At 61.2% G+C, this 13,026-nt stretch carries 16 protein-coding genes; 7 read left to right on the top strand and 9 right to left on the bottom strand.

Going from position 1 to position 13,026, the window contains the following annotated elements; genetic code table 11:
• Positions 1 to 183: 183 nt before the first annotated feature.
• The 5 genes from EHH60_RS20670 to EHH60_RS20690 all read right to left on the bottom strand — a co-directional run bounded on the left by EHH60_RS20670 (position 184) and on the right by EHH60_RS20690 (position 2,829).
• A complete protein-coding gene (locus tag EHH60_RS20670) occupies positions 184 to 669 on the bottom strand; it encodes a F0F1 ATP synthase subunit B family protein (RefSeq protein ID WP_124161282.1) in 486 nt (161 codons plus the stop codon).
• Between the two features lie 5 nt (positions 670 to 674).
• The gene (locus EHH60_RS20675; RefSeq protein ID WP_124161283.1) at positions 675 to 1,241 is read right to left on the bottom strand and encodes a F0F1 ATP synthase subunit B family protein; all 567 of its coding nucleotides are present in this window, start codon (positions 1,239 to 1,241) and stop codon (positions 675 to 677) included.
• A 66-nt stretch (positions 1,242 to 1,307) separates the two neighbouring features.
• Positions 1,308 to 1,538: a F0F1 ATP synthase subunit C gene (locus EHH60_RS20680; RefSeq protein WP_007599451.1), complete on the bottom strand. Its 231-nt coding sequence runs from the start codon at positions 1,536 to 1,538 to the stop codon at positions 1,308 to 1,310.
• 53 nt (positions 1,539 to 1,591) lie between these two features.
• Positions 1,592 to 2,341: a F0F1 ATP synthase subunit A gene (locus EHH60_RS20685; protein ID WP_124161284.1), complete on the bottom strand. Its 750-nt coding sequence runs from the start codon at positions 2,339 to 2,341 to the stop codon at positions 1,592 to 1,594.
• 113 nt (positions 2,342 to 2,454) lie between these two features.
• Positions 2,455 to 2,829 (bottom strand): AtpZ/AtpI family protein, encoded by a 375-nt coding sequence (locus EHH60_RS20690; protein ID WP_124161285.1) that lies wholly within the window; start codon positions 2,827 to 2,829, stop codon positions 2,455 to 2,457.
• A gap of 75 nt (positions 2,830 to 2,904) precedes the next feature.
• Here EHH60_RS20690 and EHH60_RS37625 point away from each other — a divergent pair, with 75 nt between their 5' ends.
• Genes EHH60_RS37625 through EHH60_RS20705 form a run of 3 tightly spaced genes read left to right on the top strand, consistent with a single transcriptional unit; the run spans position 2,905 to position 4,186 of the window.
• Positions 2,905 to 3,147, top strand: a complete 243-nt coding sequence (locus EHH60_RS37625; RefSeq protein WP_199751674.1) for a hypothetical protein — start codon at positions 2,905 to 2,907, stop codon at positions 3,145 to 3,147.
• A gap of 41 nt (positions 3,148 to 3,188) precedes the next feature.
• Positions 3,189 to 3,704, top strand: a complete 516-nt coding sequence (locus EHH60_RS20700) for a hypothetical protein (protein WP_124161286.1) — start codon at positions 3,189 to 3,191, stop codon at positions 3,702 to 3,704.
• Between the two features lie 8 nt (positions 3,705 to 3,712).
• Entirely contained in the window at positions 3,713 to 4,186 is a 474-nt protein-coding gene (locus tag EHH60_RS20705; RefSeq protein WP_124161287.1) for a secondary thiamine-phosphate synthase enzyme YjbQ, read from the top strand.
• 64 nt (positions 4,187 to 4,250) lie between these two features.
• Here EHH60_RS20705 and EHH60_RS20710 read toward each other — a convergent pair whose 3' ends face one another.
• Positions 4,251 to 5,876: an MFS transporter gene (locus EHH60_RS20710; RefSeq protein WP_199751677.1), complete on the bottom strand. Its 1,626-nt coding sequence runs from the start codon at positions 5,874 to 5,876 to the stop codon at positions 4,251 to 4,253.
• Between the two features lie 336 nt (positions 5,877 to 6,212).
• Here EHH60_RS20710 and EHH60_RS20715 point away from each other — a divergent pair, with 336 nt between their 5' ends.
• Entirely contained in the window at positions 6,213 to 6,884 is a 672-nt protein-coding gene (locus EHH60_RS20715) for a response regulator (protein WP_124161289.1), read from the top strand.
• A gap of 333 nt (positions 6,885 to 7,217) precedes the next feature.
• On the opposite strand, the gene EHH60_RS20720 is transcribed toward EHH60_RS20715, so the two are convergent.
• Positions 7,218 to 8,786, bottom strand: coding sequence for a winged helix-turn-helix domain-containing tetratricopeptide repeat protein (locus EHH60_RS20720; RefSeq protein ID WP_245454544.1), 1,569 nt, complete (start codon positions 8,784 to 8,786; stop codon positions 7,218 to 7,220).
• Between the two features lie 160 nt (positions 8,787 to 8,946).
• Here EHH60_RS20720 and EHH60_RS20725 point away from each other — a divergent pair, with 160 nt between their 5' ends.
• Together EHH60_RS20725 and EHH60_RS20730 are read left to right on the top strand one after the other, a co-directional pair.
• Positions 8,947 to 9,642 (top strand): hypothetical protein, encoded by a 696-nt coding sequence (locus EHH60_RS20725; protein ID WP_124161291.1) that lies wholly within the window; start codon positions 8,947 to 8,949, stop codon positions 9,640 to 9,642.
• Positions 9,643 to 9,660: 18 nt separating this feature from the next.
• On the top strand, positions 9,661 to 10,023 hold the full coding sequence (locus EHH60_RS20730; protein WP_124161292.1) for a hypothetical protein: 363 nt from the start codon (positions 9,661 to 9,663) through the stop codon (positions 10,021 to 10,023).
• 211 nt (positions 10,024 to 10,234) lie between these two features.
• On the opposite strand, the gene EHH60_RS20735 is transcribed toward EHH60_RS20730, so the two are convergent.
• On the bottom strand, positions 10,235 to 10,531 hold the full coding sequence (locus tag EHH60_RS20735) for a DUF1127 domain-containing protein (RefSeq protein WP_124161293.1): 297 nt from the start codon (positions 10,529 to 10,531) through the stop codon (positions 10,235 to 10,237).
• A gap of 414 nt (positions 10,532 to 10,945) precedes the next feature.
• Entirely contained in the window at positions 10,946 to 11,224 is a 279-nt protein-coding gene (locus EHH60_RS20740) for a hypothetical protein (protein WP_245454545.1), read from the bottom strand.
• Between the two features lie 269 nt (positions 11,225 to 11,493).
• Between EHH60_RS20740 and EHH60_RS20745 the strand changes: the two genes are divergently transcribed.
• A complete protein-coding gene (locus tag EHH60_RS20745; RefSeq protein WP_124161295.1) occupies positions 11,494 to 12,453 on the top strand; it encodes an MBL fold metallo-hydrolase in 960 nt (319 codons plus the stop codon).
• The last annotated feature ends 573 nt before the right edge of the window (positions 12,454 to 13,026 follow it).

Here is a 13,026-nt window from a genome sequence, read left to right on the forward strand (position 1 = left end):
TCATTGCCTGCGAAGGCGGGCAATCCAGTATTCCAGAGGCCACGGTGCTTGAACCGAAAGCCTTGGCGTACTGGATCACCCGCCCCCGCGTGTGACGACACCGCGATTGTGGGTGTTGTTACCCGACAAACAAAAAAGCCGCCGCTCATCGCGCCGGCTTTTTGGTTGTGAAGGCAAAATTCCTCAGTTCAGCTTCTGCCTGACTTCGTTGATGCCCTTGGCGAGGAGGTCGTCGGCGACCTGGCCTCTGACCGACTGCGACAGGATCGTGGAAGCGGCCTGGACGGCGGCTTCCGCGGCGGCGGCGCGGACGTCGGCCAGCGCCTGGGCCTCGGCGAGCGCGATCTTGCTCTCCGCGGTCTTGGTCCGGCGGGCCACGAAGTCTTCCATCTTCGCCTTGGCCTCGGTCGCGATGCGCTCGGCTTCGGCCTTGGCGTTGGCGATGATGTCGGCAGCCTCGCGTTCGGCCGTGGCACTGCGCGCCTTGTAGTCGGCGAGCACCTTGGCCGCCTCCTGCCTGAGGCGCGCGGCGTCGTCGAGCTCGGCCTTGATGCGTTCGGCGCGATGATCCAGCGCCGTCATCGCCGTCTTGAAGACCCCGAGATAGCCGAACACGACCATCAGGATCACGAAGGCGACGGCGACCCAAAATTCAGGTTCGAAGAACATCTCGACTAACCCTTCAAGGACGCATCGACCGCGGCATTGACCGACGCGGCGTCCGGAACGACGCCGGTGAGCTGCTGCACGATCTGACCTGCCGCATCGGCCGCGATGCCGCGGACGTTGCTCATGGCGGCCGCGCGGGTCGAGGCGATGGTCTTCTCCGCCCCGGCGAGCTTGGCCGCCAATTGTTCTTCCAGCGCCTTGCGCTCGACTTCGGCCTGCGCATTCGCCTTGTCGCGGGATTCGTTGCCGATCGCCTGCGCCCGCGTGCGCGCCGCAGCGAGCTCGCTTTCATAGGCCTTCAGCGCCGCGTCGGACTGGTCCCTCAGCTTCTGCGCTTCGGCGAGGTCGCCCTCGATCTTGTTCTGACGCGCCTCGATCGCACCGCCGACGCGCGGCAGGGCGAGCTTGGACACGATCACGTAAAGCAGGACGAAGAAGATCGCGAGCGACACCAGCTGTGAAGCAAAGCTGCTGCTCTCGAACGGCGGAAAACCGCCACCGTGGTGACCACCGTCAGCCTCGGTGTGAGCTCCCGCCGTCGGACCTTTCGCGCCGCCATGACTCTCAGCCATGGAGTTCTCCTGTTGCTGTCACACGCGCCGTCCCAAGGAATGGGAACGGCGCGAAAAACGTCGTCCTCAGAGCGGAACGAACAGCAGCAGCAGCGCGATCAGCAGCGAGAAGATGCCGAGCGCTTCGGTCACGGCGAAGCCGAAGATCAGGTTGCCGAACTGGCCCTGAGCGGCCGACGGGTTGCGCACGGCTGCGGCGAGGTAGTTGCCGAAGATCACGCCCACGCCGACGCCCGCACCGCCCATGCCGATGCACGCGATGCCCGCGCCAATAAGTTTTGCTGCTGCCGGATCCATTTTAGACTCCTTGGAAGAAAGATGGGGTTGTGGGTGGAAATTCCCCGGACCGTTCAGTGTCCCGGATGAATGGCGTCGTTGAGGTAGATGCAGGTCAGGATCGCGAACACGTAGGCCTGGAGGAACGCGACCAGGATCTCGAGCGAGGTCAGCGCGACCGTGAGCGCCAGCGGCAGTACGCCGCCGACCCAGCCGACGGCGCCGAGCGAGAAACCGAGCATGGCGACGAAGCCCGCGAACACCTTCAACGCGATGTGGCCGGCCAGCATGTTGGCGAAGAGACGAACGCTGTGGGAGACCGGCCGCAGGAAGAACGACAGGATCTCGATGAACATGACCAGCGGCAGGATGTAGATGGGGACGCCGTGGGGAACGAAAATCTTGAAGAATTTCAGGCCGTTCTTGTAGATGCCGTAGATCAGGACCGTGAAGAACACCAACAACGCGAGCGCCGCGGTGACGATCAAATGGCTCGAGACCGTGAAGGTATAAGGAATGATGCCCACCAGGTTCGAGACGCAGATGAACATGAACAGTGAGAAGATCAGCGGGAAGAACTTCATGCCTTCCGCGCCGGCCGTCGAACGGATGGTCGAGGCGACGAATTCGTAGGAGATTTCGGCGACCGACTGCAGGCGCCCGGGAACCAGCTGCGTGCCGCTGGCAAGCATCAGGATCGAGATGATCGCCACCGCCACCAGCATGTAGAGCGACGAATTGGTGAAGGCGATCGTGTGATTGCCGATATGGCCCAGGGTGAAGAGAGGCTCGATGTTGAACTGGTGGATCGGATCGATTTTCATCAGCGCGGCGTCTCTTGGTCTGCCGGGCAATGCCGGCGTGTCTCGGTCTGCCGGCCGGGCCGGCCCGTACCGGCGAGGCCGGCACGATCATTCCTCTCCTGGTGGGACCAGCTTTAAGAACCACCGCGCCTGTTTTGACCCGCGCCTGCCGATCTCACCACATTCACCACGCCGGCGACGAAGCCCAGCAGCAGGAACACGATGAATCCGAAAGGCGACGTCGACAGCAAACGGTCGAACCCCCAGCCAATCCCCGCTCCGACAGCGACACCGGCGACCAACTCGGAGGATAACCGAAAACCAAGCGCCATCGCCGAGGCTCTGGCCGCTTTGTCTCCATCGTCACCTGCGGGTTGCTCGGTCTTGGCCCTGCGGTCGCGAAATTCGGACAACCGCTGATCAAGATTTCCGAGCCGATCGGAAAGCGCAGCTTCCTCGGACGATCTATCGCGATCTCCATTCTCACCGTGTCCCGTGCTCTGTGCCATGCGACAAAGACCCGAAACGCTGCGGCCAAATGGAAATTACGCCCGCCACCCTCAAAAGCCGCGCGGACCATACTGATGGCCCATAATCAAGTCAAGCCAAGTCACGATTGCGTCGCTTTCGGTTATGTGTCTGATTTATTTGGCGATATCGGCGTGTGCGACAGCGCTGCACACAGCGTGACGCCGCACCGCAGCAGGTCTCCTCGCGATCGGCGGATGCAGCTGTCCTTTCGCCGCACTGCCTGGATCAAAGCAGCCATCGTGTTCGTTGATTTCAGAGGCCGGTTTTTGGCGGCGGATTGCTTGATGGCGGTGTAGAATTGCGCAGAAGCCGCAGTAGCGCCGTGGCGGAGAGGGCGATGAGACCAGCGATGTCATCCACAACATCATGGCTTGCGGGCGCGGCCGCGGTGATGATCGTTAGCGGCGGCCTCGTGGCCGCGCAATCCGGGCCCGACGGCGAAAACGGTCGCTACAGCATGACTCCCATCCCCGAGGGCGTGCTGCGGCTCGACACGCGCACCGGCACGGTATCGACCTGCGCCAAGAACGACGCCGGCTGGGCCTGCTACGCGGTGCCCGACGAGCGGACCGCACTGGACGCCGAGATCGGCAGGCTCCAGGCCGAGGTCGAGAGGCTGAAGGGACAACTCGCGGCTGGGCCGACGGTGTCGGGCAAGGTCGACGAGGCGCTGCCGAAATCCGACCAGTTGAAGAAGGCGGAGCCCAAGACCGCCGAGGGCGAGCGCAAGATCGAGATCCCGCTGCCGAGCGACCAGGACGTCGATCGCGTGATGTCGTTCCTGGAAAAAGCCTGGCGGCGGCTGATCGACATGGCCAACCGCGTGCAGAAGGACGTGTCGGGGAAGATTTGAGAGCTTGAATGACGCCTGGGAAACAGCTGACGCGTTCGGTGCCATCGACCGTGCAGGCCACGGTCATCAGTACCGCCCTGTTGACGGTGCCGACGCCCGGGCGAGACTTCGTCGATCTCACCGCGCAAGCGACGAAGTTCATCAAGGACGTTCACGCGCGCGATGGCGCGCTGACGCTGTTCATCCGCCACACCTCGGCCTCGCTGACCATTCAGGAGAACGCCGACCCTTCCGTGCTGGTCGACCTCGCCACGGCGCTGTCACGGCTCGCACCGGAGAACGCCGGGTGGACCCATGACACAGAGGGACCCGACGACATGCCCGCGCACATCAAGACGATGCTGACGGGGACCTCGCTCCAGGTCCCGGTCCTGAACGGCAGGCTCGCGCTCGGCACCTGGCAGGCGATCTATCTGATCGAGCATCGCAAGCACCCGCACCGCCGCGAGGTCGTGCTGCAATTCATCGGCAGCAATCAGTAAGCGCTCAAAACAAAACCGGCCGCGGAGACCGCGGCCGGTTCGTGTCGTCGATCGCTGCTGTAGATCAGGTCGCCTTGATGTCGACGTCCTTGGTCTCGGGCAGGAAGAGGAAACCGATCACGACGGTGATGGACGCGAAGATGATCGGGTACCAGAGGCCGGCATAGATGTCGCCGGTCGAGGCCACGATGGCGAAGGCGGTCGCCGGCAAGAGGCCGCCGAACCAGCCATTGCCGATGTGGTACGGCAGCGACATCGAGGTGTAGCGGATGCGGGTCGGGAACAGTTCGACCAGCATCGCCGCGATCGGGCCGTACACCATCGTGACGAACAGCACCAGGATGAACAGCAGCCCGATGATCGCCGCCACCTGCGGACGGAAGATGTCGAGCGGATGCGACATCTTCACGATGCCGGCGTCGCCCGCCTTCGGATAGCCCGCCGCCTGCACCGCAGCGAGAACCGCCGGGTTGCTGTCCTTGGCGTTCGTGTAGGGCACCTCCTTGCCGTTGATCACGACCTTTACGCCTGACCCGGCCGCGCCGGAGGTTGTCGAGTACTTGACCGACGACTGCGACAGGAAGGCGCGCGCGGTGTCGCAAGGTGCGCTGAACACGCGGGTGCCGACCGGGTTGAACAGGTCGCCGCAGCCCGCGGGATCGGCCACCACTTCCACCTTGGTCTGCTCGATGGCCTTCTCCAGCGCCGGGTTGGCGTTGGTGGTGATCATCTTGAAGATCGGGAAGAAGGTCAGCGCTGCGATCAGGCAGCCGCCGAGAATGATCGGCTTGCGGCCGATCTTATCGGACAGCATGCCGAACACGATGAAGAAGCCGGTGCCGAGCAGCAGCGACCAGGCGATCAGCAGGTTGGCGGTATAGCCGTCGACCTTCAGGATCGATTGCAGGAAGAACAGCGCGTAGAACTGGCCGGTGTACCAGACCACGCCCTGGCCCATGACGCCGCCGAGCAGGGCGAGCAGCACGAGCTTGCCGTTCTGCCAGTTGCCGAAGGCTTCGGTCAGCGGTGCCTTCGAACCCTTCCCCTCTTCCTTCATCTTCTGGAAGATCGGCGATTCGTTGAGACGAAGCCGGATCCAGACCGAGATGCCGAGCAGCAGCACCGAGACCAGGAACGGGATGCGCCAGCCCCAGGCAGCGAAGTCCGCTTCGCCTGTCGCGGTGCGGGTGAACAGGATCACCAGCAGCGACAGGAACAGGCCGAGAGTCGCCGTGGTCTGGATGAAGGAGGTGTAGTAGCCGCGCTTGCCGTTCGGCGCATGTTCCGCGACATAGGTCGCCGCACCGCCGTATTCGCCGCCGAGCGCCAGGCCCTGGGCGAGGCGCAGGACGATCAGGATGATCGGGGCCGCGATGCCGATGGTGGCCGCATTGGGCAACAGGCCGACGATGAAGGTCGACAGACCCATGATCAGGATGGTGACGAGGAAGGTGTATTTGCGGCCGACGATGTCGCCGATGCGGCCGAACACGATCGCGCCGAACGGACGCACCAGGAAGCCTGCGGCGAACGCCAGCAGCGCGAAGATGTCGCGGGTTGCCGGCGGATAGGCCGAGAAGAACTGCGCGCCGATGATGCTTGCCAGCGAGCCGTAGAGATAGAAGTCGTACCACTCGAACACGGTACCGAGCGAGGAGGCGAGAATGACGAACCTTTCGTCCTTCGTCATCCCCCCCGCGCGCGCTTGAGACACAGCCAGTGTCGACATGTTTAGTTGCTCCCCGAAATGAAATCGTTTCCTCGCGCCCCAGATGTCCGGACATGCCGGATCAGCCTGGGCCTTGGCGACAAGGTAACATCCGCGTGAAACTCGCCCCAATACGACTTTCGGCCTTGCGCACTGGCGCGCAGCAGATGGTGTGGTATCCGGCACCGGCGCGAACCCGTGGGGATTAACCCATTTGCAGCAAGGGGATAATGTGCACTTGCATGCCACCGCCGCTCGGGGAAGAATTGACGCATCCGGATCTGTTCGCCGGCCGGCGCGAACGACAGCAAGAGAACGATGAACGCTCCCTCGACCCACCTCGTCATCGCCGATGACCATCCCCTGTTCCGCGATGCGCTGCGACAGGCGGTGGCGGGCGTTCTCCCGTCGGCCAGGATCGACGAGGCCGGATCCTTCGAGGACCTGACCGGGCTGCTGGAGCAGACCTCGGACGTCGACCTGATCCTGCTCGACCTCTCGATGCCCGGAATCTCCGGCTTTTCCGGCCTGATCTATCTGCGCGCGCAATATCCGGCGATTCCGGTCGTGATCGTCTCAGCCTCGGACGACAGCGCCACGATCCGCCGCTCGCTCGATTTCGGTGCGTCCGGTTTCATTCCAAAGCGGTTCGGGGTCGAGACGTTGCGTGACGCCATCCTCAAGGTGATGGAGGGCGACGTCTGGGTTCCCGCCGACACCGATCTGTCCGCCGCGGCCGATCCCGATATGACTCGCCTGCGCGACCGCCTGGTGACGCTGACGCCGCAGCAGGTCCGGGTCCTCATGATGCTATCGGAGGGCCTTCTCAACAAGCAGATCGCCTATGAGCTCGGCGTCTCCGAGGCCACCATCAAGGCGCATGTCTCGGCGATCCTGCAAAAGCTCGGCGTCGAGAGCCGCACCCAGGCCGTGATTGCCGCCGCAAAGATCGCCGGCGGCCAGTGGAAGCAGGGCACGCCGACGGGGTAGGGCCGGGCTACACTGCCATTGCGCTCGCGGATGCCCGGTCTGGAGAGCGAAGCGGAATCATTCGGCTCGTTCAGAGCGTGCTGGTTTGACCCGAAGCGGAAGTTGCGCCTCCTCGATGCGCCGAAATACGCACTAGGTGATTCTGCGCATCTCTCGCCGGAGGAGGCGGCCGGCACCGGGACGTACACAGTGGACGAGGCCACCAAGATCCATGTCAACATAGAGACGAGTCCAGATTCCAAACTGTTCGGGACGCCATGCTGGTATTCAAACGGGGAACTTACGCGCGTCTCTGACGCGGGTCGCGGACCTGGTCGTGACCGGAAGCGCCCTTCACCCTTCCGGCACGCCAGCGAGACGGAAGCCTTCACACGCGCGCTCGACCCCAGCAAGGAAAGCTGGATTGTCGCTTTGTTGAGCAGTGACGAAGCGACGGATTGTGAAACCTGAGTTGAGCGCGAGTCCCGTTCTTGCAGCAGTTCGCGCCTCATCGAGCGCGCCGGTCAGGCCTAACGCAGCGGCGAGCGCCAAATGAGCGAGAGGAAAGTTGCGGTTCGCCTCAGTGCTTCGTCGTAGCCAGCTGACCGCTTCGACGTTCGAACCCAGCTGTAGCTTGGCCACGCCTACAAAACACGCCCATTGATAGGCATCGATGTCGCGAGGGGAGAGACGTAGAGCCTGGAGTATGTGGCCTTCAGTCTCGGCGGCGCGCCCCATATAGAATTTGGCAAAACCAAGGGCTGCATGAGCGTTGGCTATATTCGAATCGAGCGCCAACACATGCTCAAATTCACGGATAGCTTGGGCGGCCCGGTTCGTAAAGATCTGGACCCAACCCCGAGCCAAGTGGGCCGAAGTACGGTTCGGCCTGATCGACAATGCCCTATTCACCATTGCCTCGGCCGCTGCAAGCCGCGCAGGCCCGTCATCCGTCGTAAAGCTGGTCGCAACTGCCGTATCAGCATTTGCCAGGCCAATCATTGCCTCGACGTTGCCGGGGTCGCACGCTAGAGAGCGTTCGAAGAAGCTCCGCGCTTGCGTTACGCATTCAGGGCTAAATCCCTTCATCAACCAGGCCCGGCCTTGGAAGTACAAATCCATCGCATCAGGGTGCAGCGTACGCTCGGCTCGTCGCGCCTCAGCCTCGATGAGCTGGCGACCTAACGTATTGGCGAGCCTCGAAACGATTTCGTCCTGCATGTCGAACAGGTCGACGACAGGCTTCTCGAAGCGCTCGGCCCAAAGATGCCGGCCGCTCTCAGCATCGATCAATTGCACGTTCATCCGAAGCCGCTTGCCGCTGCGTTGCACTGAACCTTCGAGCACGTAGCGAACGTTTAATTCGCGGCCGACTTGCCGTACATCGACTGCCCTACGCTTATATGAGACGGCGCTGTTCCGTGCGATTACAAATGAACCAGCGATGCGCGACAAGTCTGTGGTCAAACTCTCGGCTACACCATCCACAAAATAGTCCTGCTCACGATCATCGCTCAGGTTCGCGAAGGGTAGCACGACGATGGATAGGCGCGGCGGCATGTCGCCGGCTCGCTCGACTGAGCCAACCGTCTCTATTGCGGAGCTCCCGGTTTCTTGCACTGCACCCACGAAGCGAAAACCTTTGCGCGGCAATGTTTTGATCAACTGCTGTTTCTCGCCGGTGTCGCCGATGGCGCTCCGAGCGGCATTGATGCGCGTCGTCAGAGCGGCTTCCGAGACGATGCGACCATTCCAGACGCCAGCGATGAGGTCGTCCTTACTGACGACACGTTCCCTGTTCCGGATCAAATAGTTCAGAAGGTCGAAGACCTGCGGCGCGATAGAGATTGTCTCGGCTCCTTGCCGCAGCTCCCGCCGTTCCGTATCCAGCGTGAAATCCGAAAAGGAGTAAAGCAAATGCATCCTCCCGCAGTACGATCGCACCCGTGGAGCCGATATGTAAGCCGACGGTAAGAAGAATGGAAGGCGCCTGTAAAGCGCTTCTCGTGACCTCGGCGCATCCTCGTGCGCGGCTGAACTGTATGAACTGCTTGCGGATCTCGCGTCACGAGGGAGGGATATCATGCGGCAGATGGCTGCACTGACGTGGTTTGCCACTGCACCGAGGCTCTTGATCTGGGTCGTATGCGTTCTCGCCTCTGCGAACCGCGCTCACGCTCAATGCTCGGCGCGCGATGTGTTGCAGAGGCAGCTAGTGCTCAAGGCGGCGCCCGTTGTCCCGACACGCACGGGTCCAGTAACGTCCGTTTCGGATGTTGCTGAATGGAAAACGATCAGCATCGGGACGTTCCCGGATACGTTTGCTCTCCTCACCGCGCTGAGTGCGATTGGTTGCGGCGTCGGTAGCTCGGCCGCGGCGGCTCTTGCCCGACCTGCGTTTACGCTCAGCGGCACCAGAACGGCGGTAACACTTCTAACAGTGACCGCGGCCGATCTGGGCTTTAGGGGTGAGACGGTGCCATTGCGGAAAATCTACGAAGTCGCGCAGCAACTGGGCTTCGGGCTTGCACCGCCCGAAATCGCTCCGCAGCTCAGACTTCAATATCTGGACCAGCCCGTAGGTGAGTTTCTCGTCGTCGGGATGAACCCGATCCGGACATGGGCTGGTGAAGAGGTCATCCTGACCGTGGCAAATGGGGGAGCGGGTCTCATTCTGATCGGCCAGGATGGTCGCGCCGACGCGGAGATACCAGTGACCTCCCGCTTCGTGTTCCTGCGCTCCTTGCCCACAACGCCAGCGGCGCTGATTCGAGACTGAGATGGCCGAGGGGACGAAATGCTGGCGATCAAAGCGATGAAGCACATGGCGGTTCCAATTTGTCTGCTGCTGCTGCCGTCGACCGCGATACTTGCGCGAGATGATGGGCGCCATGCGAATTCCCCGCTGAAGCCCTGGTTCGAGAGTCTGGAAAGCGAGTTCGGGAAGTGCTGTGAGGATTCCGACGCCTACGTCGTCTCCGAACCGGATTGGAAGTCCGATCACGGACAATATCGCGTTCGCATCGACGACGAATGGGTGCTCGTGCCAGATGGCGCCGTCATCAAGCAACCCAATCTTGCCGGACGGACCATGGTCTGGAAGCACTACATCGACGGACATCCTCGTGTCCGCTGTTTCATTCCAGGCAGTATGACGTGATACGTCGACCACCGCCGAGCAATCCTGCGATTGATGGTCTGGTCCACCATTGGAATCAATTGCTCAGTTTCGTTAAAGCAAGAGGCTTCGTCGCTCTGTTGTTGCGATGCTTACATCCGGAAATGGCCCCTTCTGTCTTGCCGCTCCAATGTCTGGTGTCTGTGGAAGACCAGAACGGACTTCCGGCGCGGCAAGCCAGCGCTCGTGACCTCTACCGAAAGTCAGTCGGTCCTACCTCGCCGTCCACAGTTGGCAGATATCGCAGCCATTCACCGGATCGGATGCCTCGAGGGTCAATACCTCGGTGCGAGGCGACGTAGTCGATCTCGCCGCGCGTGGTGCCGATATCCATCAGTTCTCTATCACTCAACTCGGACAAAGCAGCGCTCAATTTCTGGCTTTCACGGCGCTCCTGAAAAGCATCCCAACGCTTCCAGATGAAGCTGGTGACATGCCCGGTCGATGCGGATGTCCATTCCAGCCATGTAGTGCGGTGCGTCGTGGTCATTGCGGCGTCTCCTGGACAGTGTACTTGCATCGACCAGAGAGTGCCGCTGATTTGGCGAGGACGCTTGACCGGCAGCTAACATTTTCCGTACCGGCGGCTTATTCTCGCGATTTTTACAAGGCCAAAACGCCACCGATTAGCGCAACCGGGTTCGTCTAGACGCGAAGTCCGCTTGTGGCCCATCTGCGAAGTTGCGCCTTGTCTGCCGGAGGTCCGCTCACTGCGTCAGAGCAGACCGGATTTGCTCAACCTGAGTTCTTCGCATTTTGGACCCTTCTCGGACCTCACGAAACGTCAGCTTCCACGCCGCCAAGGGGGGCATAAGCGGACGTAGCGGATCCTGTACCCTTAAGCATTATCGACCCGCCATCCACGAAGAATACCAATGTTGATAGCCAGTAATTGGCCTCTAAACTACATTGGGTAGCGCCACCTCAACGCGCGGCGCAGGAAAAGCAAGGATACGCTGATCGCAACGGTGGCAAACCAAAGGAAAGCCGGAACTGGCGATTGATTGTGGATGTGCGCAATGTACAGCACCAGCGCTAGCAGCAGGCAAACCAGCGCGTTCGACAGCCAGTATAAGGGCGAGCGCAAAATCCCCGTTGCTGCGAGCTCAGCGGCCCGGTTGCGAGCGTTTTTTACGCGCCACCAACAAAAGCCTAAGAGTGCAATGGCAATGATCCAGACCATCACCATCCGTTCGCATAGAAATCTGCAAGCACTCTTGCTCAAATCACTCGAATTATCTGCATCGCGTGCTTTGGCAAGAGGGCCCCACGTCGCCTTGTGGCCCTCAGCCGACCATTGAGATCTCGCCCTCCGAGGATAGCTTTTGACCCGAAGCCGACCTCACAGCGCGATGATTGACGCGCGCCCGATCGTTTGCAACACTACTGGTTGAAATACGAAATTTGCCTGGCGCGAATGCCGTTTTTATTCAGCGGTTCGTGGAGTCAGTCATGGCGACTTCCAAGAGGTCGGTTTTCTGTTTTTCCTGCATCACACTCTTTGCAAGCTTGCTCGCTATTCTCCCTGTGTCCGCCCAAGCGCAAGAGATCAAAGTTACGCTCTTAGGGACAGGATGCCCTCCGCCTGTTATGAACCGGTTCGGCCCGAGCATCCTCGTCGAAGCGGGTGGGCAGAAGTTCATTTTCGACGCCGGCCGCGGTGCTCTTCAGCGGCTCACTCAGGTCAACGTGTTTTGGCATGATATCAACGGCGTTTTTCTTACCCACTTGCACTCGGATCACGTGGTTGGCTTTCCAGATCTGTGGCTGACCGGCTGGCTTTTTGGACGGCCTGGGAGGGATCGGCCATTGGAGGTGTGGGGACCAAGGGGGACGGTGCGCATGATGTCGTTTCTCGAGCAGGCGTTCGAATATGACATCCGGATTCGACTATACGACGACCGTGCGGCGCCAGACGGTGTGGTCATTCTCGCCAAGGACATCAGCGAGGGACTTGTCTATGAAAACAATGGCGTAAAGATCACCGCCTTCGAGGTAGACCACACGCCGGTGAAGCCGGCGTTTGGCTACCGCATCGATTATTCCGGCCGCTCGGTTGTCCTCTCCGGAGACACCCGTCTGTCTGAGAACCTCATCCGACATGCCCAAAATGTTGACCTGTTGATTCACGAGGTTGCTTCGCTTGAGACATTCCAGCGGATCGGAATCCCGCCAGACCGAACCGCGAGCATTATCGCCCATCACACCACTCCAGAACAGGCGGGCGAGGTGTTCGGGCGGGCAAAGCCGAAGCTCGCGGTCTATTCACACCTCGTGATGCCAAATGCAACCGAGCAAGATGTAATTCCACCGACGCGGAAGACTTACTCAGGTCCATTGGAACTCGGTGAAGATCTCATGGTAATCGAGGTGGGTGAGAAGGTTGAGGTCCGAAGACCCGCCAAGCCTTAATCCAGCTTGAATCCACCGGCGGACCTGATCGGTAGACCGGGAACCAATTTTGCTGAGCTACACGAGTCTGGATTTGGCCCAACCCGGACGTCCGACGATGTCCGATTTTGCGCCGGTGTTGGAGGATGAGCGGACACCGAGTGCGCATTCCTTCAAAGCAACGTGACCTGGCGCCCCAAGTTCTTGCGTTGCCCGCGGGGCAAAACAGCAACGGTTGGGTCAACCCGTCTCGACCAAGATATTCTGGTTTACAAAAATTCGGATTTGCCGTATATATCGCCGCACCCTGATCCGGCGAAAGGGGCGGTCGTACGTCGTCACGAGCCGCGGATCGCGTTGCGGTGGACGCATGGCGCCGTCGCGGATGTGGGACGCAGGGCGGGGTGTTGGATCGAGCCGAGCCCGTGAGCGCCTCGCAAGCCGCGTTGTACGAACGGCGCTCGCGCGTAACGGCAAAACCGTGTGGTCCTGGCCGTCGTTGCTACGGTCAAGCGCTTGCGGATGCGGCATCTGCGCCAACCGGCGCGGTGTCGGTGACTTTCGTGAGGGCCAGGGAGGCCAGAGGGAACTCGG

The sequence above is a fragment of the Bradyrhizobium sp. RP6 genome, assembly GCF_003837805.1.
Classification (GTDB): domain Bacteria; phylum Pseudomonadota; class Alphaproteobacteria; order Rhizobiales; family Xanthobacteraceae; genus Bradyrhizobium.

What these genes read in the sequence shown, in the direction of transcription:
- EHH60_RS20670 (WP_124161282.1), bottom strand. Translation starts at nt 669, where the DNA reads ATGTTCTTCGAACCTGAATTTTGGGTCGCCGTCGCCTTCGTGATCCTG.
- EHH60_RS20675 (WP_124161283.1), bottom strand. Translation starts at nt 1,241, where the DNA reads ATGGCTGAGAGTCATGGCGGCGCGAAAGGTCCGACGGCGGGAGCTCAC.
- EHH60_RS20680 (WP_007599451.1), bottom strand. Translation starts at nt 1,538, where the DNA reads ATGGATCCGGCAGCAGCAAAACTTATTGGCGCGGGCATCGCGTGCATC.
- EHH60_RS20685 (WP_124161284.1), bottom strand. Translation starts at nt 2,341, where the DNA reads ATGAAAATCGATCCGATCCACCAGTTCAACATCGAGCCTCTCTTCACC.
- EHH60_RS20690 (WP_124161285.1), bottom strand. Translation starts at nt 2,829, where the DNA reads ATGGCACAGAGCACGGGACACGGTGAGAATGGAGATCGCGATAGATCG.
- EHH60_RS37625 (WP_199751674.1), top strand. Translation starts at nt 2,905, where the DNA reads ATGGCCCATAATCAAGTCAAGCCAAGTCACGATTGCGTCGCTTTCGGT.
- EHH60_RS20700 (WP_124161286.1), top strand. Translation starts at nt 3,189, where the DNA reads ATGAGACCAGCGATGTCATCCACAACATCATGGCTTGCGGGCGCGGCC.
- EHH60_RS20705 (WP_124161287.1), top strand. Translation starts at nt 3,713, where the DNA reads ATGACGCCTGGGAAACAGCTGACGCGTTCGGTGCCATCGACCGTGCAG.
- EHH60_RS20710 (WP_199751677.1), bottom strand. Translation starts at nt 5,876, where the DNA reads ATGACGAAGGACGAAAGGTTCGTCATTCTCGCCTCCTCGCTCGGTACC.
- EHH60_RS20715 (WP_124161289.1), top strand. Translation starts at nt 6,213, where the DNA reads ATGAACGCTCCCTCGACCCACCTCGTCATCGCCGATGACCATCCCCTG.
- EHH60_RS20720 (WP_245454544.1), bottom strand. Translation starts at nt 8,786, where the DNA reads ATGCATTTGCTTTACTCCTTTTCGGATTTCACGCTGGATACGGAACGG.
- EHH60_RS20725 (WP_124161291.1), top strand. Translation starts at nt 8,947, where the DNA reads ATGCGGCAGATGGCTGCACTGACGTGGTTTGCCACTGCACCGAGGCTC.
- EHH60_RS20730 (WP_124161292.1), top strand. Translation starts at nt 9,661, where the DNA reads ATGCTGGCGATCAAAGCGATGAAGCACATGGCGGTTCCAATTTGTCTG.
- EHH60_RS20735 (WP_124161293.1), bottom strand. Translation starts at nt 10,531, where the DNA reads ATGACCACGACGCACCGCACTACATGGCTGGAATGGACATCCGCATCG.
- EHH60_RS20740 (WP_245454545.1), bottom strand. Translation starts at nt 11,224, where the DNA reads ATGGTCTGGATCATTGCCATTGCACTCTTAGGCTTTTGTTGGTGGCGC.
- EHH60_RS20745 (WP_124161295.1), top strand. Translation starts at nt 11,494, where the DNA reads ATGGCGACTTCCAAGAGGTCGGTTTTCTGTTTTTCCTGCATCACACTC.